The organism is Pseudomonas sp. Ost2 (assembly GCF_018326065.1).
Lineage (GTDB): Bacteria > Pseudomonadota > Gammaproteobacteria > Pseudomonadales > Pseudomonadaceae > Aquipseudomonas > Aquipseudomonas gingeri.
The window spans coordinates 1921729-1945402 of sequence record NZ_AP021904.1; the positions used below are offsets into that span (position 1 = coordinate 1921729).

22 protein-coding genes and 4 tRNA genes are annotated in these 23674 nt (G+C 63.2%); 19 read left to right on the plus strand and 7 right to left on the minus strand.

The window, feature by feature from the left end; genetic code table 11:
• The first annotated feature begins 34 nt into the window (after positions 1–34).
• Complete coding sequence (locus KI243_RS08525) at positions 35–1984, plus strand: diguanylate cyclase (RefSeq protein ID WP_017128088.1); 1950 nt, start codon at positions 35–37, stop codon at positions 1982–1984.
• A gap of 78 nt (positions 1985–2062) precedes the next feature.
• Here the strand turns inward: KI243_RS08525 and dacB are convergent, their stop codons facing one another.
• Positions 2063–3517 carry a D-alanyl-D-alanine carboxypeptidase/D-alanyl-D-alanine-endopeptidase gene (dacB, locus tag KI243_RS08530; RefSeq protein ID WP_042936178.1) on the minus strand — a complete coding sequence of 485 codons (1455 nt, stop codon included), beginning with the start codon at positions 3515–3517 and terminating at the stop codon, positions 2063–2065.
• 232 nt (positions 3518–3749) lie between these two features.
• Between dacB and KI243_RS08535 the strand changes: the two genes are divergently transcribed.
• Positions 3750–4094: a YggL family protein gene (locus KI243_RS08535; RefSeq protein WP_017128090.1), complete on the plus strand. Its 345-nt coding sequence runs from the start codon at positions 3750–3752 to the stop codon at positions 4092–4094.
• A gap of 129 nt (positions 4095–4223) precedes the next feature.
• On the opposite strand, the gene KI243_RS08540 is transcribed toward KI243_RS08535, so the two are convergent.
• Entirely contained in the window at positions 4224–4982 is a 759-nt protein-coding gene (locus KI243_RS08540; protein WP_017128091.1) for a hypothetical protein, read from the minus strand.
• Between the two features lie 358 nt (positions 4983–5340).
• On the opposite strand from KI243_RS08540, the gene KI243_RS08545 reads away from it, so the two are divergent.
• From KI243_RS08545 to KI243_RS08560, 4 genes are all read left to right on the plus strand, one after another.
• Positions 5341–5416: transfer RNA gene (locus KI243_RS08545), tRNA-Glu, on the plus strand.
• Positions 5417–5418: 2 nt separating this feature from the next.
• A tRNA-Gly gene (locus tag KI243_RS08550) sits at positions 5419–5494 on the plus strand.
• Positions 5495–5598: 104 nt separating this feature from the next.
• Positions 5599–5674: transfer RNA gene (locus KI243_RS08555), tRNA-Glu, on the plus strand.
• A gap of 3 nt (positions 5675–5677) precedes the next feature.
• Positions 5678–5753 (plus strand) — tRNA-Gly (locus tag KI243_RS08560).
• A 126-nt stretch (positions 5754–5879) separates the two neighbouring features.
• On the opposite strand, the gene KI243_RS08565 is transcribed toward KI243_RS08560, so the two are convergent.
• Both KI243_RS08565 and KI243_RS08570 read right to left on the minus strand, forming a co-directional pair.
• Positions 5880–7619, minus strand: a complete 1740-nt coding sequence (locus KI243_RS08565; RefSeq protein WP_212810687.1) for a dipeptidase — start codon at positions 7617–7619, stop codon at positions 5880–5882.
• Positions 7620–7688: 69 nt separating this feature from the next.
• Positions 7689–8330 (minus strand): LysE family transporter, encoded by a 642-nt coding sequence (locus KI243_RS08570; protein ID WP_212810688.1) that lies wholly within the window; start codon positions 8328–8330, stop codon positions 7689–7691.
• A 107-nt stretch (positions 8331–8437) separates the two neighbouring features.
• Here KI243_RS08570 and KI243_RS08575 point away from each other — a divergent pair, with 107 nt between their 5' ends.
• On the plus strand, positions 8438–9388 hold the full coding sequence (locus KI243_RS08575; protein ID WP_212810689.1) for a LysR family transcriptional regulator: 951 nt from the start codon (positions 8438–8440) through the stop codon (positions 9386–9388).
• A gap of 151 nt (positions 9389–9539) precedes the next feature.
• On the opposite strand, the gene KI243_RS08580 is transcribed toward KI243_RS08575, so the two are convergent.
• Positions 9540–9947, minus strand: a complete 408-nt coding sequence (locus tag KI243_RS08580; RefSeq protein ID WP_017126375.1) for a PA2817 family protein — start codon at positions 9945–9947, stop codon at positions 9540–9542.
• A gap of 63 nt (positions 9948–10010) precedes the next feature.
• Positions 10011–12458, minus strand: coding sequence for an acyl-CoA dehydrogenase (locus KI243_RS08585; protein ID WP_177085162.1), 2448 nt, complete (start codon positions 12456–12458; stop codon positions 10011–10013).
• Positions 12459–12704: 246 nt separating this feature from the next.
• On the opposite strand from KI243_RS08585, the gene KI243_RS08590 reads away from it, so the two are divergent.
• The 4 genes from KI243_RS08590 (at position 12705) to KI243_RS08605 (ending at position 15873) form a co-directional block, all read left to right on the plus strand.
• Complete coding sequence (locus KI243_RS08590; protein WP_177085160.1) at positions 12705–13364, plus strand: transglutaminase family protein; 660 nt, start codon at positions 12705–12707, stop codon at positions 13362–13364.
• Positions 13365–13407: 43 nt separating this feature from the next.
• Positions 13408–14031, plus strand: coding sequence for a glutathione S-transferase (locus KI243_RS08595; RefSeq protein WP_212810690.1), 624 nt, complete (start codon positions 13408–13410; stop codon positions 14029–14031).
• A gap of 133 nt (positions 14032–14164) precedes the next feature.
• Positions 14165–15097, plus strand: a complete 933-nt coding sequence (locus KI243_RS08600; RefSeq protein WP_017126379.1) for an ABC transporter ATP-binding protein — start codon at positions 14165–14167, stop codon at positions 15095–15097.
• Positions 15094–15873 (plus strand): ABC transporter permease, encoded by a 780-nt coding sequence (locus KI243_RS08605; protein ID WP_017126380.1) that lies wholly within the window; start codon positions 15094–15096, stop codon positions 15871–15873. Before KI243_RS08600 ends, KI243_RS08605 begins: the two co-directional genes overlap by 4 nt.
• An 85-nt stretch (positions 15874–15958) precedes the next feature.
• On the opposite strand, the gene KI243_RS08610 is transcribed toward KI243_RS08605, so the two are convergent.
• Positions 15959–16480, minus strand: coding sequence for a DUF2062 domain-containing protein (locus KI243_RS08610; protein WP_212810691.1), 522 nt, complete (start codon positions 16478–16480; stop codon positions 15959–15961).
• 138 nt (positions 16481–16618) lie between these two features.
• Here KI243_RS08610 and KI243_RS08615 point away from each other — a divergent pair, with 138 nt between their 5' ends.
• The 8 genes from KI243_RS08615 (at position 16619) to murB (ending at position 23633) form a co-directional block, all read left to right on the plus strand.
• Positions 16619–18847, plus strand: a complete 2229-nt coding sequence (locus KI243_RS08615) for a DNA internalization-related competence protein ComEC/Rec2 (RefSeq protein ID WP_212810692.1) — start codon at positions 16619–16621, stop codon at positions 18845–18847.
• A gap of 262 nt (positions 18848–19109) precedes the next feature.
• Complete coding sequence (locus KI243_RS08620) at positions 19110–19745, plus strand: MotA/TolQ/ExbB proton channel family protein (protein ID WP_017126384.1); 636 nt, start codon at positions 19110–19112, stop codon at positions 19743–19745.
• Complete coding sequence (locus KI243_RS08625) at positions 19742–20170, plus strand: biopolymer transporter ExbD (protein ID WP_017126385.1); 429 nt, start codon at positions 19742–19744, stop codon at positions 20168–20170. The genes KI243_RS08620 and KI243_RS08625 overlap by 4 nt, the downstream gene beginning before the upstream one ends.
• Positions 20170–21180 carry a tetraacyldisaccharide 4'-kinase gene (gene lpxK, locus KI243_RS08630; RefSeq protein WP_177119669.1) on the plus strand — a complete coding sequence of 337 codons (1011 nt, stop codon included), beginning with the start codon at positions 20170–20172 and terminating at the stop codon, positions 21178–21180. Before KI243_RS08625 ends, lpxK begins: the two co-directional genes overlap by 1 nt.
• A gap of 26 nt (positions 21181–21206) precedes the next feature.
• Positions 21207–21392 (plus strand): Trm112 family protein, encoded by a 186-nt coding sequence (locus KI243_RS08635; RefSeq protein ID WP_010447200.1) that lies wholly within the window; start codon positions 21207–21209, stop codon positions 21390–21392.
• Complete coding sequence (gene kdsB, locus KI243_RS08640) at positions 21389–22153, plus strand: 3-deoxy-manno-octulosonate cytidylyltransferase (protein ID WP_177085152.1); 765 nt, start codon at positions 21389–21391, stop codon at positions 22151–22153. The genes KI243_RS08635 and kdsB overlap by 4 nt, the downstream gene beginning before the upstream one ends.
• On the plus strand, positions 22153–22617 hold the full coding sequence (locus KI243_RS08645; protein ID WP_212810693.1) for a low molecular weight protein-tyrosine-phosphatase: 465 nt from the start codon (positions 22153–22155) through the stop codon (positions 22615–22617). The genes kdsB and KI243_RS08645 overlap by 1 nt, the downstream gene beginning before the upstream one ends.
• Positions 22614–23633 carry a UDP-N-acetylmuramate dehydrogenase gene (gene murB, locus KI243_RS08650; RefSeq protein WP_212810694.1) on the plus strand — a complete coding sequence of 340 codons (1020 nt, stop codon included), beginning with the start codon at positions 22614–22616 and terminating at the stop codon, positions 23631–23633. Before KI243_RS08645 ends, murB begins: the two co-directional genes overlap by 4 nt.
• Positions 23634–23674 lie beyond the last annotated feature (41 nt).

Here is a 23674-nt window from a genome sequence, read left to right on the forward strand (position 1 = left end):
ATGCAAAACACGCCGGCGTGATGAGTTGTCGCCTATGTCGTCGCATGCCGTACGCCCCAAGATTCTTGGCTTTATCAGTGAGGATGTTTCTGCGTGGCTGGTTGCGGTACTGGTCCTGGTGGCAGGCGGGTTGCTCACGCTGCTGCTGTCCGTGGCGACACGTGACCTCAACCAGCGTCAGTTGCAGCAGCGTTTCGAACTGTTGGCCAGTGAACGCTTCAGCCGTATCGAGGAGCGCTTCGAAGACCAGGCGCAGCGGCTCGACAGTCTGCGGCGGTTTTTCGTCAACTCCGATTCGGTGACTCCCCAGGAATTCGCGGGTTACGCCAGGCCGTTGCTGCTGCGCACCCAGGCCTATGCCTGGGCGCCACGGGTCAAGGGCAGCGAGCGCGAGCGATTCGAGCAGCAGGCCCGGACCCAGGGCGCCAGCGGCTTTTCCATTCGTGAGCTCGACGCCGAAGGTCACCTGCAACGGGCAGCGGTGCGTGACGAATATGTACCGGTGTTGTACAGCGCGACGCAGAGTGCCCTGGGGTCGCCCCTGGGCTACGACCTGCTGGCGCAACCCTTGCGCCGCTCGACCCTTGAGCGGGCCCGTGCTTCGGGCGCCCTGGCGATCTCGCAACCGTTGAACCTGGTGGGGGTCGAGCCGGCCTACGCCCGGGGCGTGCTGCTGGTGGCGCCGGTCGCCCCACTGGCGAGTGCCGGGCAACCCCGGCCGCCACCCTATGGCTATGTGATGGCGGTGATCAGCATGCGCCAGCTGGTGGCCGACGGCCTGCCGGAACAGAACCACGACAACCTCTCGGTGCGCATCCTCGATCTGTCGACGGAAGGCGAGCATGAGGTGTTGTATCAGTCCCTCAATCTGCCGGTTGAAAACTCACTGGCCGCGATTCGCCTGTTGCGCCTGGCCGATCATGACTATCAGGTGGATATCCGCCCCAGCGATGCCTTCATCCAGGCCAACCATTCCTCGGAGGCCAGCCTGGCCGTGCTCGGCGCTCTGCTCAGCGTGCTGCTCAGTGCCTTGCTGTACAACCTCGTCAGCCAGCGCCAGCGAGCCCTCAAGCTGGTGGAACAGCGCACCTCGCAGTTGCAGGTGCGCGATCGCCTGCTGGAAAAACTGGGGGCGAACGTTCCCGGCGGCATCTATCAGTACAAGCTCAACCTCGATGGCGGTGCGCACTTCGTCTACGCCAGTGCCGGTACGGGAGGTATTTTCGAAGTCGATACCCAACGCTTGCAGGAGAGCGCCGAGCCGGCATTCGACCGGGTTCATCCGGACGACCTGGGACCGCTGCGGGCCTCGATCCAGGTCTCGGCCGAGCGGCTCAGTCCCTGGCGTGAAGAGTTCCGCGTGATACTGCCGCTGCGCGGCCTGCGCTGGTTGCGCGGCGAGGCCACGCCGGAGCGCCTGCCCGGCGGCGAGATCCTCTGGCATGGTTATCTTTCGGATATCTCCGATCTCAAGCGGGTCGAGGAGGAACTGCGGGCCCTGTCGGTCACCGACTCGCTGACCGGCATCTACAACCGGCGTTACTTCCAGGAGCGGCTCAAGACCGAACTGGCGCGGGCCCAGCGCGGGCCGGGCAGCCTGGCGGTGATCATGCTCGATATCGATCACTTCAAGTGCATCAACGACCGCTACGGTCATGCCGAAGGGGACCGGGTGCTCAAGGAGTTGTGTGTACGGGTCAGTCATCGCCTGCGCCGCACCGACGTCTTCTGTCGGCTGGGCGGCGAGGAATTCATGGTCCTGTGCCCCGATACCGACGCCGAACAGGCCTGCAACCTGGCGCTGGAGCTGTGGCATGGGCTGCGCAATATGCCGTTCGACGGGGTCGGGCGGGTCACGGCCAGCTTCGGCATTGCCAGTTGGCGCGCCGATGAAGGCGCGGATGCGTTATTGCTGCGGGCGGATTCGGGCGTCTACTCGGCCAAGCAGAAGGGCCGGGACCGGGTGATGGCGGAGCTCGACTGAGGCGGGTCGAGCTGATCGTTCTCACGCTCCGCGTCCGCTCAAAAGCTTCGCGGGCAAGCCCGCTCCCACATGCCGGGCCTACTCGTCCGAATCGGCCGGCCGCGGCTGGCGGTACAGGTCCAGCAACACCTGGTCGAGCACCGACGAAGCGCCCCATGGCTTCGGATCGTTGAGGATCGCCACCACCGCCCAGGTCGTACCGTTGCTGTCGCGACTGAAACCGGCGATCGCCCGCACGGTGTTCAACGTACCGGTCTTGATATGCGCCTCACCCGACATCGCCGTATGTTTCAGGCGCTTGCGCATGGTGCCGTCCATGCCGGTGATCGGCATTGAACTGATGTACTCGGCGGCGTAGGGGCTCTTCCAGGCCGCCTGCAGCATGGTCGCCATTTCCCGGGCGCTGACCCGTTCGGCGCGGGACAGGCCGGAACCGTTCTCCATCACCAGGTGCGGAGCGGTGATGCCTTTCTGTGCCAGCCACTGGCGCACGACCCGTTGCGCGGCCTTGGCATCATCGCCGTCGGCGTCGTTGCGGAACTTGGCCCCCAGGCTGAGGAACAGCTGCTGGGCCATGGTGTTGTTACTGTACTTGTTGATGTCGCGGATGATTTCCGTCAGGTCCGGCGAGAACGCCCGGGCCAGGAGCTTGGCGCCCTTGGGCACCACGTCCTGGCGGTCCTTGCCATGGATGCTGCCGCCCAGTTCCTGCCAGATGGCGCGTACGGCACCGGCGGTGTAGGTCGGATGGTCGAGCAGCGAAAGATAGGTCTGGGAGCTGCAGCCCTCGGCCAGTTGGCCACTGACCGTGACCAGGGTCGTACCGTCGGCCTGGGTCACCGGGTTGTAGCGCACGTCGCCGGCGCATTGCTTGGCATTGACCACCTTGATCTGGTTGTCGATGCGGATATTGGCGATGGGCGGCTCGACCGAGACCATCACTTTGCCCGAGTCGTTGCGGGCGACAAAACGCAGGGCCTTGAGGTTGACCAGCAGCGCATCGGGCTTGACCAGGAACGGCTTGTTCTCGTCATTGCCGTCGTCGTTGAACTCCGGCAACTGCGGTTGCACGAAGAAGCTGCGATCAAGCACCAGGTCGCCGGTCACCTGGGTCACGCCATTGGCCCGCAGGTCGCGCATCAGCAGCCAGAGTTTTTCCATGTTCAGCTTCGGGTCGCCGCCGCCCTTGAGGTACAGGTTGCCCTGCAGGATGCCGTTGCTCAGGGTGCCGTCGGTGTAGAACTCGGTCTTCCACTGGTGATTCGGCCCGAGCATTTCCAGGGCGGCGAAGGTGGTGATGAGCTTCATGGTCGAGGCCGGATTCACCGACACATCGGCATTGAACATCGTCGGGGTGCCCGGACCGTTGAGCGGCAGCATGACCAGCGACAGGGCATCGTTCTGCAGCTTGCTGGCCTTGATCGCCTGTTGGACCTTGGGAGAGAGGGTGGTGTTGACCGGAGCGGCGGAGACGGGCAGAGCCAGGGGGAAAAGAAGACTGGCGAGTACGAAAGGGCGCAAAGATTTGATCATATAAAATAGGACCCTACAGCCGAGGGGGAAAATACGAGGGCATATCGACAAAAATCCCTCAATGGTCATGAAAGTGTCGGCATTATGCCCCAAGCAGGCGTCACTGGGGCCTTGCCGGTGGAGTGGTGCGCCAATTTTTTCCGGTCGATCGACCGGCTGTGCCCAGAGACTCGGGCAATTGCAGCCTTAAACTGCTAAAGTGCCGCCCGTTATTACTTTTGAGGATTGTTTCATGGCGACTAACCGTTCCCAGCGTCTGCGCAAAAAACTGTGCGTTGATGAATTTCAGGAGTTGGGTTTCGAGCTGAACCTGGATTTCAAAGAAGACCTGAGTGAAGAGGCTATCGACGCTTTCCTCGAGGCTTTCCTGAAAGAAGCAATGGAAGCCAATGGCCTGGGTTATGTCGGCGGTGACGACTACGGTCTGGTCTGCCTGATCAAGCGTGGCTCGGTTTCCGAAGAGCAGCGCGCTGCCGTTGAAGCCTGGCTCAAGGCTCGCAGCGAACTGACCTCGGCCGAAGTCAGCCCGCTGCTGGACGTCTGGTACCCGGAAAAGCCGATCAATCCGGTAGCCTGATGTCGTTCGGGCAAGGCGCCGTCCAGGCGACTTTCCCGAGGCACAACGAAAAACGGACACGCCATGGCGTGTCCGTTTTTTTATGCCCTGCAATTATGTGGGCGCCGGCATGGGCATGCCCGCTGCCAATCAGTCGTAGATCGCCTTCTTCTTCCAGTCGGCGTCGGCTTCCACATCCTTGAGGCCCTGGGTCAGTTCGTTGACGTCATCTTCGGCCGGCTGGGTGGTGGCCAGGACCATGGCGTTGGCGCGCGCCAGGAGTTTTTCCAGGAACAGCAGCTGTTCGGTATAGACCGCCGGCTCCGGTTGCTTGCGCAGGTATTGCACGCCGCGCTCGAATGCCAGGCGTGCCTGCCCCGGCTGGTTCTGTTGCAAGGCATGCTGGCCGAGGTTGTTGAAGAACTCGATATGCAGCAGGACCAGGATGTGCCGCACTTCGCGGATCCAGTGCTTGGCTTCGGTGGGTTGCAGGAAACCATCCTGGGCCGCGCGGGTGATCTGGCCGTGCAGGGCTTCGAGCAGGAAACGCACGTCCTTGGCCTTGGCTTCGGTCTGGATCGGGCTGGGCGGATTGTTGACCGGAATCGATTCGCCCTGGTTGACCAGGCCGTTGAGTTCGGCGATGCGCGACTTGAGCACGGCGTCGGTCTTGCTCATGTTCAGCAAGCGTTGATGGACGTTGAGTTCCAGGCGGGTCAACAGCAACTTGAGCGCGGGGCTCATGTACTGGCCGGGAAAGGTCTCGGTGATTTCGCCGCAACGGCGCAGGCGATCATTGAGTTCAACCTTGAGGCGAGCCCTTTCCAGTTTTTTGTTCTCGGCCATGTGGTTGAGGAAGCCAATGGCGATCAAGAGAAAGATCCCGGCTGCAACCAGCAGGGCGATCATGAGTGGTGTCACCGTTAAGACCTCTTCAAGGTGGAATGCGAGCGAGTGTAGTGGCTTGGCGTTGTCGCTGATAGCGTTGAACGACGTGTAGCACGGTGCCAGAGCGCTTCTCTATAGATAGACGCACATTGCCACTATTTGCGCAGGTGGACTATAGCGTCTTGTCGAGTGCCAGAATATAGGCGCCAATCGTCGGACGCGGCGAAAGCCCCGAAAGGGCCGTAAAGCGGGGCGAAGTCATTGATTTAAATAAATTTATAGTTGGGGGTTGACGACCCTTCGATCCATCCATAGAATGCGCGCCACTTGCAGCGTAAAGCACACAGCGAAACGCGGCAGGGAGTGAATGTTGTAGTGTGTCCCCTTCGTCTAGTGGCCTAGGACACCGCCCTTTCACGGCGGTAACAGGGGTTCGAGTCCCCTAGGGGACGCCAATGCGGGAATAGCTCAGTTGGTAGAGCACGACCTTGCCAAGGTCGGGGTCGCGAGTTCGAGTCTCGTTTCCCGCTCCAATTTTAAACGGTCTTGCCCTCGGGCGGGGCTGAGTGAAACCAGGGTCAGGTCTTCGGATATGATGCTGGACACCGAAACACACACCATGTGTTCCGGGTAGCGTGTCCCCTTCGTCTAGTGGCCTAGGACACCGCCCTTTCACGGCGGTAACAGGGGTTCGAGTCCCCTAGGGGACGCCATTTGCGGGAATAGCTCAGTTGGTAGAGCACGACCTTGCCAAGGTCGGGGTCGCGAGTTCGAGTCTCGTTTCCCGCTCCAAATTCAATGAAAACGCCGCTCAGTGATGAGCGGCGTTTTTGTTTGTGCGTGATTTTGTCAACTGCCAGTTGATTTCATGGCGGATCGAGACGGTGGACCCGCCGCGACGGCGGGTCCTGAGCGCACTCAGAGCTTGGGCAACTGCCCGATCCGGCCCATCATTTCGGTAACGATCTGCAGGTCCAGCAGGAACTGCTCCACGGTCTTGAACTCGTTGTCGGTGTGGCCGGTGTACTTGACCTCGGGGCGAGCCAGGCCGAACTGTACGCCGTTGGGCAGTTCATGGACCGAGGTGGCCCCGGCGGAAGTGCCGAACTTGTGGGCCATGCCCAGGTTTTCGCTGGCCACGGCCAGCAGTGCCTTGACCCATTCACCCTCGGGATTGCGGTACATCGGTTCGGCGATCTTGTAGTCGAAGGCCACTGCCACATGGCTCTTCTTGCTCCAGGCGGCCAGTTTGTCGGCGATTTCACGCTTGAGCACTTCCGGGGTCTTGCCCTTCGGTACCCGCAGGTTGACCGCGAGCTTGAAGACCTTGTCATCCAGGCCGACATAGGTCAGCGAAGCGGTCAGCGGTCCCATGAAGTCGTCGGAGAAGTCCACGCCCAACTTTTTGCCCAGGTAGTCCAGGCCCCAGTTGTCGGCGGCATAGCGGGCGGCGTCGGTGATGTGGTTGTGCTTGAGCGCGATCTTGCCGTCGATGCCATGGATGAAGTCCAGCATCCTCGCCACCGGGTTGACTCCCGACTCGGGCTCGGAGGAGTGGGCGGACACGCCGGTGACCGTCAGCGCGACATCCTTGCCGACGACCTTGGCGCTCACTTCGAAGTTACCACCATGGCGCTTGGCATACTCCGCGCCGGCTTTCTGCAGGCTGGCGGCCAGCTCGGCAGGCTTGTCGGTCACCAGGGTGGCGACGGAAGTCGACGGGATCTGGTTGGTCGCCATACCGCCGGTCATCGCGGTGATTTCCGCGCCCTTGCCCTGGGCCTCACGCCGGGCAAAGCTGGCCATCACGGTGCCGTAGCCTTTCTCGGCAATCACCACCGGGTAGCCGCCGTCCAGCGCCAGGTTGTAGGTGGGCGTCGGGTTGTGTTCGAAGTAATAGGGGATGGCGTCACCGCTGGTTTCCTCGGTGGTGTCCACCAGCAACTTGAAATTGCGCGCCAGCGGCAGTTTTTCTTCCTTGATGATCTTCATGGCGTAGAGCGCGACGACGATACCGTTCTTGTCATCCTCGGTACCGCGGCCATACATGCGGTCGCCGATCAGGGTGACCTTGAACGGATCGAGTTTGGTGCCGTCCTTCAGTACCCAGTTTTCCGGGGTTACCGGCACCACGTCGGCATGGGCGTGAATACCGACGACTTCATCGCCGGTGCCTTCGAGGGAGATCTCGTAGACGCGGTTGTCGATGTTGCGAAAGTTCAGGTTGAAGGATTGGGCAAGGCCCTTGATCTTGTCGGCGATCTTGATGAACTCGGGGTTGTCGTGCTGGGCAACGCCGTCGACGTTGAAGGTCGGGATCTCCACCAGCTCGCGCAGGGTTTCCATGGCGACGCTGCCGTACTTCACCCGGGCGTAGATGCCGAGCAGACGGTAGATCTCGTTCTGCTGGTCGGCGGACAGGTTCTTGTTGTCGAGAAAGGCGCTGATGGCCGGGCCGAGGTTGTCGGCCTTGGCCAGGTCGCTCTTGCCCAGGCTTCCCAGGAACTGACGGAAATCCGTGACCGAGCTGTCACTGAAGGTCTTGAGGATGGCCGCGCTCTGTTGCGGGGTGATGTTGGCTTCTGCGTGGACGGTGAAGGCCGAAAGACTGGCCAGCATCAATGTGGTGGTGGCCAGGTGTTTGAGGGCGAAATTCATTGCGGGAGGCATTCCTTTGCAGACTGTTGGTGAGAAATATCTGATCAAGCAGACAGAAACATCCTTGGACTATAAAGAAAGCATCAACCGCCCGGCAAACAGAATCAGCACCACGCCCATGCTGCGCTCGAACCAGTGCCCCATCTTCAGGAACGCCTGGCGTACCCGTTCGCTGGAAAACAGCAGGCTGACCAGGATGAACCACAGCGCATTGATGCTGCACATCCACAGGCCATACAGCGCCTGGATCTTCAACGGCGTCGAGGCGCTGACCACCGTGGTGAAGATCGCCAGGAAGAACAGCGTGGCCTTGGGATTGGTGGCGTTGGTCAGGAAGCCGGTCGAGAAGGCCTTGAGCAAACCTTGCCGGGGCGCGTTGTCCGCTTGTTGCGCGGCGATGTCCGGCCGCGCAGCCTGCGGCTTGCTCCTGAGCAGGTTGATGCCCAGGTAAAGGATATAGCCGGCACCGATGACCTTGGCGACGTTCAGCAACCAGAGCGCGCTATTCATCAGCGCGCCGACGCCGAGCAGGGTGTACAGCACATGCACGGAAATACCCGCACCAATACCGACGGCCGTGAACAGGCCGACCATCCTGCCGAACCGCACGCTCTGGCGGATGGTGACGGCGAAGTCCGGGCCGGGAGCGACCACGGCGAGAAAGTGGATGGTCGCCAGGGCGATGAATTCGTGGAGGTACTGGGAATACATGAGCGGTTCCTGGGCAGAAGGGGGAGGTGATCAGGTTTGTCGGCGACCAGTATAAAAATGGCCGGGGCATGTGATAATCCGATCAAATCTCAATGGACCTGTGCGTCATGAGCATAAATCCTCCCCTTGCACTGCTCGGCGAAATGGCGATCTTCGTCAAGGTGGTCGAGACCGGCAGCTTTTCCGAGGCGGCCCGTCAGCTGGGCTCTTCACCGTCCGTCGTCAGTCGCTCGATTTCCCGTCTGGAAAAGGCCCTGGCGACCCGCCTGCTGCAGCGCACCACGCGCAAGTTGCGCCTGAGCGACAGCGGCGAGGAGACCTTCAAGCGTTGTCGCGACATGGTCAGCGCCGCCCGTTCGGTGATGGAGATCAGCGGCCAGTACACCCAGGAGGCCCAGGGGCTGGTGCGGGTGAGTGTGCCCAAAGCGGTGGGGCGCTTCGTCGTGCATCCGCACATGCCGGAATTCCTGCGACGTTATCCACAGGTGGATGTGCAGATGATTCTCGAAGATCGGCCGGTGGATCTGATCGAGGACAATGTCGACCTGATCCTGCGTATCACCGATCACCCGCCGGTCGGCCTGGTGGGGCGCCAGTTGATGCCCATCGAGCATTTGCTCTGCGCGACCCCGCAGTACCTCGCCGAGCATGGCACGCCGCAGCACCCCCATGACCTGCTGGAACACAGTTGCATCTATCTGGGGGATACGCCCAACGATGCCCGCTGGAAATTCCGCCGGGGCGGCAAGTCGGTCACGGTCGGGGTGCGCGGGCGTTATGCGGCCAATCACACCGGCGTGCGACTGGATGCGGTGCTGCAACATATCGGCATTGGCAGCCTGCCGTATTTCACCGCGCGGCATGCGCTGGAGCAGGGGCTGATCGTGCAGGTGCTGCCGGCGTGGACGTTCCTGGCTTCGTATCACGGCGGCCTGTGGCTGCTGTATACGCCAACGCCCTATCTGTCACCGAAGTTGCGGGTGTTCATCGACTATCTGGTGGCGTGCCTGGCGCGGGAGCCGACGTTGAAATCGACGCAGGGATCAATGTCGCCTTAGGCCTTGAGGGGCGGGGCCTGGACACTGCGGCGTGGAAGAACCGGTGGGAGGGGGCTTGCCCCCGAAGGGCGTTCCGAGGTCTTTCAGGTGATGCGCGTTATCGTTCTTCGCGGGCAAGCCCGCTCCCACAGGGGGCGGGTGATGCTCGGCATCAGTGCTTGCTGTCCTGGTTGGACAGGGCCAGCAGCTGCTTTTCCTGGTTCCAGTCGAACGGTTCGTCGTTCTGTTCGGCTTCGTAGCGACGTTCTTCCAGTGCCTGGTACAGCTCCAGCTCTTCGTCCGGCATGTAGTGCAGGCAATCGCCGCCAAAGAACCATAGCAGGTCGCGCGGGACCAGGTGGGCGATCTGTGGATAACGCTGGATGACCTGGCACAGCAGGTCCTGGCCCAGGTACTGGCTTTCGATGGGCTCGACCGGCAGTTGCGCCCGCAGTTCGTCGAAACGTTCCAGGAACAGCGCATGGCTTTCTTCGGGGACCTGTTCGGCTTCACCGACGGCAACCAGAATACTGCGCAGGTGGTCGAGCAGGACCAGGTGATCGGCAACGACGTTGGACATGACAAGGGGCCTCAAGAGTAAAACAGGCGCGAGAGTATAAGGCCCCGCGCCCGTGTTGTCCCGCTAGCGCACCTTGCCGGCGCTCTGGCTCAGTTCTTCCTTGCTGAAGTCATCCACATCGATGACCTTGCGTCGCGCGGCTTCGGCCTTGCGCAAGGCCTCGGCCTCGGCCGGTTGCAGCACCCCGGCTTCTAGGGCCGCGTCGATGGCCGATTCGCCGGCCGCCGGCCTGACCTGGCCGGCCTTGAGTCCGGCGTGCAGTTTCTTCTGCAACTCGTGGCTGGCGCCCAGCAGGTCATAGGCCTGCTGCAACGCGCCGACCGGATCGTCCGCCGATTGCGGGCGATAGCAGCCGGCAAGCACCGCTTCCAGGGCCGGATCGCCCTTGGCCCGGCCGAGTACCGCGGCGACCGCGGCATCGAGGGCATCCGACGGTCCGGTATGGCGACGGCCGAACGGGAACACGATGACCCGCAACAGGCAGCCGAACAGTCGGCTGGGGAAGTTGCGCAGCAGTTCGTCCAGCGCCCGCTCCGAGTGGCCGAGGCTTTCTTCCATGGCCCAGGTGAACAGCGGCTCGAGGTACTCCGGCGAATCCAGGTCGTGGTAGCGCTTGAGCGCCGCCGAGGCCAGGTACAGATGGCTGAGCACATCGCCCAGGCGGGCCGACAGGCGCTCGCGACGTTTCAGTTCGCCGCCGAGCAGCATCATGCTCAGGTCCGCGAGCAGGGCGAAGGCCGCCGCCTGGCGATTCAGCGCGCGGAAATAGCCCTGGCTGAGGCGGTTGCCCGGGGTCGACTCGAAGTGGCCGAGCCCGAGGTTCAGGACCAGGGTGCTGGCGGCATTGCTCACGGCAAAACCGATATGCCTGAGCAGCAGGCCGTCGAACTCCAGCAGCGCCTGGTCACGGTCCTCGCGTCCGGCCAGGGCCATTTCCTTGAGCACGAACGGATGGCAGCGGATGGCGCCCTGGCCGAAGATCATCAGGTTGCGCGAGAGGATGTTCGCGCCCTCCACGGTGATGAAGATCGGCGCGCCTTGCCAACTGCGGCCCAGGTAATTGTTCGGGCCCATGATGATGCCCTTGCCGCCGTGGACGTCCATGGCGTGGCTGATGCACTCGCGACCGCGCTCGGTCAGGTGGTACTTGAGGATCGCCGACAGCACCGAGGGTTTTTCCCCCAGGTCCACGGCGTTGGCGGTGAGCATCCGCGCGCTGTCCATCAGCCAGGCATTGCCGCCGATTCGCGCCAGGGCTTCCTGGATCCCCTCGAAGGCCGACAGCGGCACATTGAACTGTTCGCGAACCTGGGCGTACTGGCCGGTGACCAGGCTGGTGAACTTGGCCGCGCCGGTGCCGACCGCCGGCAGGGAGATCGAACGGCCCACCGACAGGCAGTTCATCAGCATCATCCAGCCTTTGCCGAGCATTTCCTGGCCGCCGATAAGGAATTCCAGGGGAATGAACACATCCTTGCCGGAGTTCGGGCCGTTCATGAAGGCGGCGCCCAGGGGCAGGTGGCGACGACCGATCTCGACACCGGGGGTATCGGTGGGAATCAACGCCAGGCTGATGCCCAGGTCCTCTTCCTCGCCCAGCAGGTGATCCGGGTCATGGGCCTTGAAGGCCAGGCCGAGCAAGGTCGCGACCGGGCCGAGGGTGATATAGCGTTTTTCCCAGTTCAGGCGCAGGCCGAGGACTTCCTGGCCTTGCCACTCACCCTTGCAGATCACCCCGGTGTCCGGCATCGAGCCGGCGTCGGAGCCGGCCAACGGACCGGTGAGGGCAAAACACGGGATATCGTCGCCACGGGCCAACCGCGGCAGGTAGTGATTGCGTTGTTCGTCGGTGCCGTAATGCAGCAGCAATTCCGCCGGCCCCAGGGAGTTGGGGACCATGACGGTGGAAGCGAGGTCGCCGCTGCGGGTCGCCAGCTTCATCGCCACCTGGGAATGGGCATAGGCGGAAAAGCCCTTGCCGCCAAACTCCTTGGGAATGATCAGGGCAAAGAAACCGTGCTGCTTGATGTGTTCCCAGGCGGCGGGCGGCAGGTCCATGGCCTGGCCGATCTGCCAGTCGCTGACCATGGCGCAGAGCTCTTCGGTCGGGCCATCGATAAAGGCCTGTTCTTCTTCGCTCAACTGCGCCTTGGGATAGGCCAGCAGTTTGTTCCAGTCTGGACGACCGCTGAACAGTTCGCCGTCCCACCAGACCGTGCCGGCGTCGATGGCGTCGCGCTCGGTCTCGGACATCGGTGGCAGGACTTTCTGGAACCAGGCGAACAGCGGGGCGGTGAAGAGCCGGCGCCGCAGGTCGGGCAGCAACAGCGGCAGCGCCACGGCGGCGAGGATGAGCCACAGGACCAGCTTCAGCCAGCCATGGCCGTGGACAAAAATACCCAGTGCGACGAGGTACACGGCCACCACGCCAAGCGCGGGAAGCGGGGCGATGCGCCGGTGCGCCAGGTAGGCGACGCCAAGCAGCAGAACCAGTATCCACAACAGCAACATATTCAATCCTCCGTGAAGACAGGGCAAAAACATCCCAGAGCTTAGTCGGCATCTGCTAGGCGGGGTGTCAGAGCTGTGTGTCTAAATCTGTGGGAAAAATCATTTGAATGGTGGTAATCCCTGAACGTCCAAAGCCTTCGAGTCGTTGCAGGAAACCCCCGGTTGGTCTGTGACTTGGCCGAATCGTCGTTATCGGCGCGCCAGGTCGAGGGCTAGACTCGAGGCTTCCCAGGGGAGACTGCGGCCATGCACGAGTATCTGAATCCAGGACGCTTCATCGATAGTGACCACCCGGCGGTGGTGGAGTTCGCCGAAAGTCGCCGGGGCGCCGGTCGCGATCCTCGGGAGCAGGCCATTCGCCTGTATTACGCGGTGCGCGACGAGATCCGCTACAACATCTACGCCTTCAGCCGCAATCCCGACACCCTGCGCGGCAGTCATGCCCTGGCGGTGGGGCAGAGCTACTGCGTGCCCAAGGCCACCTTGCTCGCCGCCAGCGCCCGGCATTGCGGGATACCGGCGCGGATCGGCCTGGCGGATGTGCGCAATCACTTGTCGACGCCACGGGTGCTGGAGTTGCTCAAGAGCGAGGTGTTCGCCATGCACGGCTACACCGAGTTCTATCTGGACGGACGCTGGGTCAAGGCCACGCCGGCCTTCGACCGCGGCCTGTGCGAAACCTTCGGGGTGATACCGCTGGAATTCGACGGCCTGAGCGACAGTGTGTTCCACCCCTACACCCAGGGTGGCCAACGGCATATGGAATACCTGCGTGACCACGGGCAGTTTGCCGATGTGCCCGAATCGCTGTTCTACGGGCACCTGGCCGAGTGTTATCCGCATCTGTTCGCCCCCGACGCGATTTCCCTGCGTGGCGACATGCGCAACGATTTGAGTCGTGGCTGATCGGGCGTAGACTGCCTCGGCATTTATCCAACGAGAGGCCGTCATGCTGAAGATCTGGGGTCGGAAAAATTCGTCGAATGTCAGAAAGGCGCTGTGGATTGCCGAAGAACTGGGCCTGTCCTACGAGGCCATCGATGCCGGTGGTGCCTTCGGGGTCGTTGGCACGCCGCAGTACCGCGAGAAAAATCCCAACGGCCTGGTCCCGATGATCGAGGACGGCGATTTTGTCCTGTGGGAGTCCAATACCATCGTGCGTTACCTGGCCGCCAGGCATGCCGCCGGTTCCGCCTGGTATGTCGATGACCTGCAGGCGCGGGCCAGCGCCGAGAAATGGATGGACTGGACCACCTCATCCTTTGCCACGCCGTTTCGCGGGGTGTTCTGGGGCGTGTTGCGTACCCCGGCCGAGCAACAGGACTGGACGGCCATCAATGCCTCGTTGAAAACCTGCAGTGAATTGCTGGCCACGGTCGATCAGGCGCTGGCCGGGCAACCGTACCTGTCCGGCGACGAGATCGGCATGGGTGATATTCCCCTCGGCAGCTTTATCTATGCCTGGTTCGAAATGCCCATCGAGCGCCCGTCGCTGCCCCATTTGAGTGCCTGGTACGATCGTCTGAAACAACGTCCGGCCTACCAGCGGGCAGTCATGACAGCGTTGACTTAATACCCACTATTAACGCGGGTTGCTGTACTTGTGCGGCGCTGCCAAGCACCATAGTGCTGGCGCGCCGCTATTGTTTTCGAGCAGGCTTGCCCTTATTTAGAACTTTCTTCCCTTCTTGGTGCATGAATCCGATATGAGTTCCGCTCTGTCCATCCGGCAGCTAACCAAAACCTACGGCAACGGTTTCCAGGCCCTGAGTGGTATCGATCTGGATGTCGCCGAAGGTGACTTTTTCGCCTTGCTCGGCCCCAACGGTGCCGGCAAATCCACGACCATCGGCATTCTCTCGACCCTGGTGAACAAGACCAGCGGCACGGTGAATATCTTTGGCAACGACCTGGACAAATCCCCGGCGGCGCTCAAGCGCAGCATCGGCGTGGTGCCCCAGGAGTTCAACTTCAACCAGTTCGAGAAAACCTTCGATATCGTCGTGACCCAGGCCGGCTACTACGGCATTCCGGCGAAGATCGCCAAGGAACGCGCCGAGCAGTACCTGACCCAGCTGGGCCTGTGGGACAAGCGCGATGTGCCGTCGCGTTCGTTGTCCGGCGGCATGAAGCGCCGGCTGATGATCGCCCGCGCCCTGGTTCACGAACCGCGCCTGCTGATCCTCGACGAACCGACGGCCGGGGTGGACATCGAGCTGCGTCGCTCGATGTGGACCTTCCTCACTGAGCTGAACGAGAAAGGCATCACCATCATCCTCACCACCCATTACCTGGAAGAGGCTGAGCAGCTGTGCCGTAACATCGGCATCATCGACCACGGCACCATTGTCGAAAACACCAGCATGCGCCAGTTGCTCAGCCAACTGCACGTCGAGACCTTCCTGCTCGACCTCAAGCATGCCCAGACGGTCGCTCCGGCGTTGATCGGCTACCCGAGCAAGCTGCTCGACAGTCACACCCTGGAAGTGCAGGTCGACAAGGCGGTGGGCATCACCGCGCTGTTCAGCCAATTGGCCACGCAGCAGATCGAAGTCCTCAGCCTGCGTAACAAAACCAATCGCCTCGAGGAGTTGTTCGTGTCCCTGGTGGAAAAAAACCTGTCGAAGGTGGCGGTATGAGTTCGGAGCTGCAACCCAACCTGGTCGCCCTCAACACCATCGTTTACCGCGAGGTGAAGCGTTTTACCCGGATCTGGCCGCAGACCCTGCTGCCCCCGGCGATCACCATGGTCCTGTACTTCGTGATCTTCGGGAACCTGATCGGCCGGCAGATCGGCGATATGGGCGGGTTCACCTATATGGAGTACATCGTGCCGGGGCTGATCATGATGTCGGTGATCACCAACTCCTACGGCAACGTGGTCTCGAGCTTCTTCGGCAGCAAGTTCCAGCGTTCGATCGAAGAGCTGATGGTCTCCCCGGTTTCACCCCATACGATCCTGATCGGCTACACCCTCGGCGGTGTGTTGCGCGGCCTCATGGTGGGGATCATCGTGACCCTGCTGTCGCTGTTCTTCACCCATCTGCAGGTCCATCACCTGGGCGTGACCGTGCTGGTGGTGGTGCTGACCGCGACGATCTTCTCGCTCCTGGGCTTCATCAACGCGGTCTTTGCACGCAACTTCGACGATATCTCGATTATCCCGACTTTCGTGCTGACGCCGTTGACCTACCTGGGCGGGGTGTTCTACTCGATCACCCTGCTGCCACCGTTCTGGCAGAGCGTTTCGCTGGCCAACCCGGTGCTGCATATGGTCAACGCCTTCCGCTACGGCATCCTCGGCGTATCGGATATCCGCATCAGCGTGGCGATCACCTTCATGCTGGTGGCCACGGTGGTGTTGTATGTCGGTTGTGCGCGGTTGCTGGTCAGCGGCCGCGGCATGCGCCAGTAGCACTGGCCTGATGATCGTTCCCACGCTCTGCGTGGGAACGCCGCGCAGGACGCTCCGCGTCCTCTGTTGTGACGCAGAACGTGCGTTATCCCTTGCGGCGTTGTTCCCGACGCCTCTTCCACTGCCGCGCCACCCACCACCGCCAGTAACCCATGGTTACGCAGTAGCCCAATGCGGCCAGCAACAGCCCGAGAATCACCGATCCGAGCAAGAAGGGTTGCCACAGCGTCGCCAGCTGGCCGCTGATCCAGTCCCAGGTCAGTTCGTCCGGCAGGCTGCGCGGGGGCACCGCCATGACCCAGGCGCCGATCTGGTAGGTGCAGTAGAAGATCGGCGGCATGGTCAGCGGATTGGTCAGCCACACCAGGCTGACGGCAATCGGCAGGTTGCCGCGCACCCAGATCGCCAGGCACGCCGCCAGCAACATCTGCAACGGGATCGGCATCAACGCGGCGAACAGACCGACCGCCATGGCCCGGGCCACCGAATGCCGATTGAGGTGCCAGAGGTTCGGATCGTGAAGCAGTTTGCCGAAGAATCGTAAGTGCTTGTGTTCCCGGATGCTGTCCGGGTCGGGCATGTAGCGTTTGAATAAGCGACGCGGCATAAGGCTTCTCGGTCGGTTCAAGCGGGCAGTATGCCCGGATTCTACGTACGGCCAATTCAGACTTTGTGACAATTAATAAAGCACCTGCCGGGCAGGCGGGCTATTCCGAGAACTGGGGACCGGTTCAAGGAGTGGGGAATGCGCACAGGGATGCTGGCGCTGGCGGCTGGATTGCTGGCCTTGCGGTTTTTGCCGCAGTTGCCGCCTGTCGGAATGCTGGCGGTGCTGTCGCTGGTCGGCCTGATGCTGTTGCCGTTTCGCAGCTATCCCGTTGCCTTGTTCCTGTTCGGTTTCAGTTGGGCCTGCCTGCAGGCGCACTGGGCCCTGGCTGATCGCCTGGCGCTGGCCCTCGACGGCCAGACGCTGTGGCTCGAAGGGCGAGTGGTCGGCTTGCCGCAACCGGGCGATGCCGTGCAGCGCTTTGAGCTGGCGGACGCGACGGCGCGGCGAGGCGTGCTGCCGCGGCGGATCCGCCTGGCCTGGTATGGCGGGCCACCGGTCGGCAGTGGCGAACGCTGGCGGCTGGCGGTCAAGCTCAAGTCGCCGCGGGGGCTGCTCAATCCCCATGGTTTCGATCGTGAGGCCTGGCTGCTGGCGCAACGGATCGGCGCCACGGGGACGGTCAAGGACGGGCAATTGCTGGCGCCCTCCACGGGTTCCTGGCGCGATGCGATTCGCCAGCGGATGCTGCAGGTCGAGGCCCGGGGCCAGGCGGCGACCCTGGTGGCATTGGTCCTGGGGGATGGCTCGGGACTGTCGGCCGAGACCTGGCGCATCCTGCAGGACACCGGGACCGTCCATCTGCTGGTGATTTCCGGACAGCATATCGGGCTCTTCGCCGCCCTGGTCTATGGGTTGATTGCCGGGCTGGCGCGTTATGGCCTGTGGCCGCAGCGCCGGCCCTGGCTGCCATGGGCCTGTGGCCTGGCCTTCGTGGCCGCGTTGGGCTACGGCCTGCTGGCGGGGTTCGGCGTTCCGGTGCAGCGGGCCTGCGCGATGATCGGCCTGGTGCTGCTGTGGCGCCTGCGTTTTCGCCACCTGGGGGCTACCTGGCCGCTGCTGCTGGCGCTGAACCTGGTCCTGCTGTTCGAGCCGCTGGCGAGCCTGCGACCGGGGTTCTGGCTGTCCTTTGCCGCCGTGGCGGTGCTGGTCTTCACCTTCAGCCGGCGTCTCGGTGCCTGGGGGATCTGGCAGACCTGGACCCGCGCGCAATGGACCATCGCCCTCGGGCTGGTGCCGTTCCTGCTGGTCTTGGGCCTGCCCGTCAGCCTCAGTGGACCATGGGTCAACCTGATCGCGGTGCCTTGGATCAGCCTCATGGTGTTGCCGCTGGCCTTGCTCGGCACCTTGCTGCTGCCACTGCCCTGGGTGGGTGAAGCATTGCTGTGGCTGGCCGGCGGCTTGCTGGAACTGCTGTTCCTCGGGCTTGCCCAGGTGGCGCTGCGGATTCCGGCCTGGTTGCCGGAGGCCATCCCGCCGTGGGCCTGGTTGCTGGGCAGCCTGGGCATCCTGCTGCTGTTGCTGCCCGCGGGGGTGCCGCTGCGGCCCCTGGGCTGGCCACTGGCGGCACTGATGGTGCTGGCACCGCCCTCCCGGATGCCAGAAGGCCAGGCCGAGGTCTGGCAACTGGATGTCGGACAGGGACTGGCGATCCTGGTGCGTACCCGGCACCACAACCTGCTGTATGACGCGGGGCCACGCTTTGGCGATTTCGACCTGGGCCAGCGCGTGGTGCTGCCGTCCTTGCGCAAGCTGGGCGTGCGGGCGCTCGACCTGATGCTGATCAGCCACGCCGATGCCGACCATGCCGGCGGGGCCCTGGCGGTGCGCAACGGCTTGCCGGTGGGCCGGGTGCTCAGCGGTGACGCCGCGGGCCTGCCGGCGCAGTTGTTCGCCGAGTCCTGTGTCAGCGGCGAACGCTGGGAATGGGACGGCGTGAGCTTTGCCCTGTGGCAATGGCCGGATGCCACGGACAGCAACCAGCGTTCCTGTGTCCTGCAGATCGAGGCGAGTGGCGAGCGGTTGCTGCTCACCGGCGATATCGATATCCAGGCCGAACAGGCGTTCCTGCAGAGTCCGCTGGCCGTCGCCGGCGACTGGCTGCAGGCGCCCCATCACGGCAGTCGCAGTTCGTCCTCGATGGCTTTCCTTCAGCGGTTGGCGCCCCGGGCCGTGCTGATTTCGCGGGGGCATGGCAATGCCTTCGGCCATCCGCACCCGCAGGTCATGGCGCGCTACCAGGCCCTGGGCATGCAGGTCCATGACAGCGCGGAGCAGGGCGCCGTGCGCCTGCAACTGGGAGCCTTCGGCGCCGCCCGGTCGCAGCGTGAGCAGAGGCGCTTCTGGCGCTGGGCTGCGGAGGATTGAGCCGGCACAGAATGGCGACCCGGAGCGGAGACTGTAGGAGCGGGCTTGCCCGCGAAGGGGCCCTGGAAGCAGGTGACGCTGTTGAAGACCGCTTCGCAGGCAAGCCAGCTCCCGCGGGAGGGCGGGGCACAGTGGAGCCTTGGGGGGCTTCAAGATTTAAATAACCGGGGGTTATTAAAGCGCAGCAGCATGCGACATCACGTTCTTCGGCCAGACCGACCCCTATGTTAGAGTGGCGCACTTTTTCGAGGGGACTGTCACTGTGTGGGAATTGGTCAAATCCGGCGGCTGGATGATGTTGCCGATCATTCTGAGTTCCATCGCGGCTTTGGGCATCATTGCCGAACGGCTGTGGACCTTGCGCGCCAGTCGCGTGACCCCGGAGCATCTGCTCGGGCAGGTCTGGGTCTGGATCAAGGACAAGCAGCTGGACAAGGAAAAACTCAAGCAACTGCGGGCCGACTCCCCCCTGGGCGAGATTCTCGCGGCGGGCCTGGCGAACTCCAAGCACGGTCGCGAGATCATGAAGGAGTGCATCGAAGAAGCCGCCGCCCGGGTGATTCATGAGCTGGAGCGCTATATCAATGCCCTCGGCACCATTGCCGCCATGTCACCGTTGCTCGGCCTGCTGGGCACGGTGCTGGGCATGATCGATATTTTCAGTTCGTTCATGGGTTCGGGCATGACCACCAACGCGGCGGTCCTCGCCGGTGGTATCTCCAAGGCCCTGATCACCACGGCTTCCGGCCTGATCGTGGGGATTCCGGCGGTGTTCTTCCACCGCTTCCTGCAACGCCGGATCGACGAGCTGGTGGTCGGCATGGAGCAGCAGGCGATCAAGCTGGTCGAGGTGGTACAGGGCGACCGTGATGTGGAAATGCCCGAGGGCAGAGCGTGAAATTCCGCCGCAAGCCCCGGGAAACCATCGATATCAACCTCGCGTCGCTGATCGACGTGGTCTTCGTCCTGCTCCTGTTTTTCGTGGTCACCACCACCTTCACCCGCGAAACCCAGCTGCGCGTGGACCTGCCGCAGGCGGTCAGCGGCTCGCCCGCCGAAGACCAGTTGGTCAAGCAACTGGATATCGCCATCAGCGCCGACGGGGTGTTCTCGGTGAACAACCAGTTGTTGCCGAAAAATGACCTGGCGAGCCTGATGGAGGCCCTGCAGAAAGAGTCCGGCGGCGATACCAACCTGCCGCTTTCCATCAGCGCCGATGGCAAGACCCAGCATCAGGCCGTGATCACCGCCATGGACGCCGCCGGCAAGCTCGGCTTCAGCCATTTGCGCATGACCACCGTCGAGGCGGCGCCGGCTCCCTGATGGCACTTTCCGATCGTCTGTTGCGCGCCTGGTACAGCGGCCATCCGGCCCTGGTTCTGCTGCGTCCGCTGGAGTGGCTGTATCGCCGGGTGGTCGACGGCAAGCGGGCGCGCTTTGTCGCGGGCTCGGGGACTATCTACCAGCCTCCTGTTCCGTTGATCGTGGTCGGCAATATCACCGTCGGCGGCACCGGCAAGACGCCGATGATTCTCTGGCTGGTCGAGCATTGCCGGCGCCGTGGCCTGCGCGTCGGCGTGGTCAGCCGGGGTTATGGCGCCAGGCCGCCGAGCCTGCCGTGGCGGGTGCGCGCCGACCAGGACGCAGCGGTGGCCGGCGATGAGCCCTTGCTGATCGTCCGGCGCAACGATGTGCCGCTGATGATCGACCCGGATCGCAGCCGTGCGGTGCAGGCCCTGCTGGCCAGCGAAACCCTCGATCTGATCCTTTCCGATGACGGCTTGCAGCATTACCGCCTGGCCCGCGACCTGGAACTGGTGCTGATCGATGCCGCCCGTGGCCTGGGCAATGGCCGGTGCCTGCCTGCCGGACCGTTGCGCGAACCTCTCGAACGCCTGCAAAGTGTCGATGCGCTGCTGTACAACGGGGCCACCGAGGATGGTGACAAAGGCTTCGCCTTCCACCTGCGACCGACCGCCCTGGTCAATCTGCTGAGCGGCGAACGCCGGCCGCTCGACCATTTTCCGCCCGGACAGGCGTTGCACGCGGTGGCCGGGATCGGCAACCCGCAACGTTTCTTCGGCACCCTCGAAACGCTACACTGGCAGCCAGTGCCCCACGCTTTTGCCGACCATGCCGAATACAGCGCGGCAGCCTTGAGTTTCACGCCGTCGCTACCACTGGTCATGACCGAAAAGGATGCGGTGAAGTGCCAGGCGTTCGCGGCACCCGACTGGTGGTACCTGGCGGTCGATGCGCTGCCTTCCGAGGCTTTCGCGGCCTGGTTCGACACGCAACTGCTGCGCCTGTTGCCCGATCGTCTTTTGCCCTAAACCCGTTTTTATCCAGGGAATCCCTCATGGACACCAAACTGCTCGATATCCTCGCCTGCCCGATCTGCAAGGGGCCGCTCAAGCTCAGCGCCGACAAGACCGAGCTGATCAGCAAGGGCGCCGGCCTGGCATTCCCGATTCGCGACGGCATCCCGGTGATGCTCGAAAGCGAGGCCCGCACCCTGAGCACCGATGAGCGCCTGGACAAATGAGCACCCCGTTCATCGTCGTGATTCCGGCGCGTTTTTCCTCCACGCGCCTGCCGGCCAAGCCGCTGCAATTGATCGCCGGCAAGCCGATGATCCAGCACACCTGGGAGCAGGCCTGTAAAAGCAGCGCCCAGCGGGTGGTGGTGGCGACGGATGACGCGCGGATCGTCGAGGCCTGCAAGGCCTTCGGCGCCGAAGTGCTGTTGACCCGCGAAGATCATGAGTCCGGGACCGATCGCCTGGCCGAAGTCGCCAGCCTGCTGGGGCTGGCGGCGGATGCCATCGTGGTGAATGTCCAGGGCGACGAGCCGCTGATCCCGCCCGTGGTGATCGATCAGGTCGCGGCCAACCTGGCGGCGCACACCGAGGCGCGCATGGCCACCCTGGCCGAGCCGATCGAAGACGTTGAGACCCTGTTCAATCCGAACGTGGTCAAGGTGGTCAGCGACATCAACGGCCTGGCCCTGACCTTCAGCCGCGCCACCTTGCCCTGGGCCCGGGATGAATTCGCCAGGAGCCGCGAGACGATGCCCGAAGGTGTGCCGTTCCGTCGGCATATCGGCATCTATGCCTACCGCGCCGGCTTCCTGCATGACTTTGTCGGCTGGGGCCCGTGCTGGCTGGAAACCACCGAGCGCCTGGAACAGCTGCGTGCCTTGTGGCACGGCGTGCGGATCCATGTGGCCGATGCCCTGGAGGCACCGCCTACCGGTGTCGACACGGAGCAGGATCTCGATCGCGTTCGTCGCTTGCTGGAGGCCTGATGCGGGTTCTGTTTGTCTGCCTGGGCAACATCTGTCGTTCGCCCACGGCCGAAGGTGTATTGCGCCACAAGTTGCGCGAGGCCGGCCTGGCCGAGCATATCGAAGTCGATTCCGCCGGGACCGGCCAATGGCATGTCGGCAAGGCGCCTGACAGCCGCAGCCAGCGCGCGGCACGGATGCGCGGTTATGACCTGTCGGCGCAGCGCGCGCGGCAGGTCAGCGCGGCGGATTTCAACCGCTTCGACCTGATCCTGGCCATGGACCAGAGTAACCTGCGCAACCTCAAGCTGCTGCAACCGGCCCAGGGCAAGGCCGAGCTGGACCTGTTCCTGCGTCGTTATGACGGTGCGGTGGAGGAAGTGCCGGATCCGTACTATGACGAAGAACACGGGTTCGAGCAGGTGCTGGACCTGATCGAACAGGCCAGCGACCGCCTGGTCGTCGAACTCAAGGGGTGTCTATGAGCCTGCAACTGCAAGCCGGGGTCTCCCTCAAGCCGTATAACAGCTTTGGTGTCGATGTCCGCGCGCAGTGGTTCGCCGAGGCCCACAGCGACGATGACGTACGCGAGGCCCTGGCTTATGCGGCGCAACAGCAACTGCCGCTGCTGGTGATCGGCGGTGGCAGCAACCTGCTGTTGACGGCGGATGTTCCGGCGCTGGTGCTACGCATGGGCAGCCGTGGCATCCGCCTGCTGAGCGATGACGGCGAACGGGTGGTCATTGAAGCGGAGGCGGGTGAACCCTGGCATCCGTTCGTGCTGTCGACCCTGGCCCAGGGCTGGTCCGGCCTGGAAAACCTCAGCCTGATTCCCGGCACCGTCGGCGCGGCACCGATGCAGAACATCGGCGCCTACGGGGTCGAGATCAAGGACGTGTTCGCCGGCCTGACCGCCCTGGACCGGCAGACCGGCGAGTTGCGCGAGTTCTCCCTGGAAGAATGCCAGTTCGGTTATCGCGACAGCCTGTTCAAGCATGCCGCCGGACGCTGGTTGATCCTGCGTGTGCGCTTCGCCCTGAGCCGGGTCGAGCACCTGCACCTGGGCTATGGCCCGGTGGCCGAGCGCCTGAGCGAGCAGGGCATCAGCCAGCCGAACGCCAGTGATGTCAGCCGGGCCATCTGCAGTATCCGCAGCGAAAAACTGCCCGACCCGGCGGTCCTCGGCAATGCCGGGAGTTTCTTCAAGAACCCGCTGGTATCGGCGGTCCACGCCGCCGAACTGAAGCAGGCGCATCCCGGGCTGGTGGGTTATCCACAGGCTGACGGGCGGGTGAAGCTGGCGGCGGGCTGGTTGATCGAGGCTGCCGGCTGGAAAGGTTTCCGTGAGGGCGATGCCGGTGTGCACCGCTTGCAGTCGCTGGTACTGGTCAATTACGGCAGCGCCAGTGGCGGGCAGTTGCTCGCCCTGGCCCGCAGGATCCAGGCCGATATCGCCGAGCGCTTTGCCGTCGAGCTGGAAATGGAACCGAACCTGTACTGAAGCTATGCTGAAGGCTGCCATGCCAAGCCCTATGTAGTCAG

What these genes read in the sequence shown, in the direction of transcription:
- murB (WP_212810694.1), top strand. Translation starts at nt 22,614, where the DNA reads ATGAGCCTGCAACTGCAAGCCGGGGTCTCCCTCAAGCCGTATAACAGC.
- KI243_RS08535 (WP_017128090.1), top strand. Translation starts at nt 3,750, where the DNA reads ATGGCGACTAACCGTTCCCAGCGTCTGCGCAAAAAACTGTGCGTTGAT.
- KI243_RS08565 (WP_212810687.1), bottom strand. Translation starts at nt 7,619, where the DNA reads ATGAATTTCGCCCTCAAACACCTGGCCACCACCACATTGATGCTGGCC.
- lpxK (WP_177119669.1), top strand. Translation starts at nt 20,170, where the DNA reads ATGGCACTTTCCGATCGTCTGTTGCGCGCCTGGTACAGCGGCCATCCG.
- dacB (WP_042936178.1), bottom strand. Translation starts at nt 3,517, where the DNA reads ATGATCAAATCTTTGCGCCCTTTCGTACTCGCCAGTCTTCTTTTCCCC.
- KI243_RS08525 (WP_017128088.1), top strand. Translation starts at nt 35, where the DNA reads ATGTCGTCGCATGCCGTACGCCCCAAGATTCTTGGCTTTATCAGTGAG.
- KI243_RS08615 (WP_212810692.1), top strand. Translation starts at nt 16,619, where the DNA reads ATGCGCACAGGGATGCTGGCGCTGGCGGCTGGATTGCTGGCCTTGCGG.
- KI243_RS08600 (WP_017126379.1), top strand. Translation starts at nt 14,165, where the DNA reads ATGAGTTCCGCTCTGTCCATCCGGCAGCTAACCAAAACCTACGGCAAC.
- KI243_RS08605 (WP_017126380.1), top strand. Translation starts at nt 15,094, where the DNA reads ATGAGTTCGGAGCTGCAACCCAACCTGGTCGCCCTCAACACCATCGTT.
- KI243_RS08595 (WP_212810690.1), top strand. Translation starts at nt 13,408, where the DNA reads ATGCTGAAGATCTGGGGTCGGAAAAATTCGTCGAATGTCAGAAAGGCG.
- kdsB (WP_177085152.1), top strand. Translation starts at nt 21,389, where the DNA reads ATGAGCACCCCGTTCATCGTCGTGATTCCGGCGCGTTTTTCCTCCACG.
- KI243_RS08575 (WP_212810689.1), top strand. Translation starts at nt 8,438, where the DNA reads ATGAGCATAAATCCTCCCCTTGCACTGCTCGGCGAAATGGCGATCTTC.
- KI243_RS08610 (WP_212810691.1), bottom strand. Translation starts at nt 16,480, where the DNA reads ATGCCGCGTCGCTTATTCAAACGCTACATGCCCGACCCGGACAGCATC.
- KI243_RS08590 (WP_177085160.1), top strand. Translation starts at nt 12,705, where the DNA reads ATGCACGAGTATCTGAATCCAGGACGCTTCATCGATAGTGACCACCCG.
- KI243_RS08580 (WP_017126375.1), bottom strand. Translation starts at nt 9,947, where the DNA reads ATGTCCAACGTCGTTGCCGATCACCTGGTCCTGCTCGACCACCTGCGC.
- KI243_RS08570 (WP_212810688.1), bottom strand. Translation starts at nt 8,330, where the DNA reads ATGTATTCCCAGTACCTCCACGAATTCATCGCCCTGGCGACCATCCAC.
- KI243_RS08645 (WP_212810693.1), top strand. Translation starts at nt 22,153, where the DNA reads ATGCGGGTTCTGTTTGTCTGCCTGGGCAACATCTGTCGTTCGCCCACG.
- KI243_RS08585 (WP_177085162.1), bottom strand. Translation starts at nt 12,458, where the DNA reads ATGTTGCTGTTGTGGATACTGGTTCTGCTGCTTGGCGTCGCCTACCTG.
- KI243_RS08540 (WP_017128091.1), bottom strand. Translation starts at nt 4,982, where the DNA reads ATGATCGCCCTGCTGGTTGCAGCCGGGATCTTTCTCTTGATCGCCATT.
- KI243_RS08635 (WP_010447200.1), top strand. Translation starts at nt 21,207, where the DNA reads ATGGACACCAAACTGCTCGATATCCTCGCCTGCCCGATCTGCAAGGGG.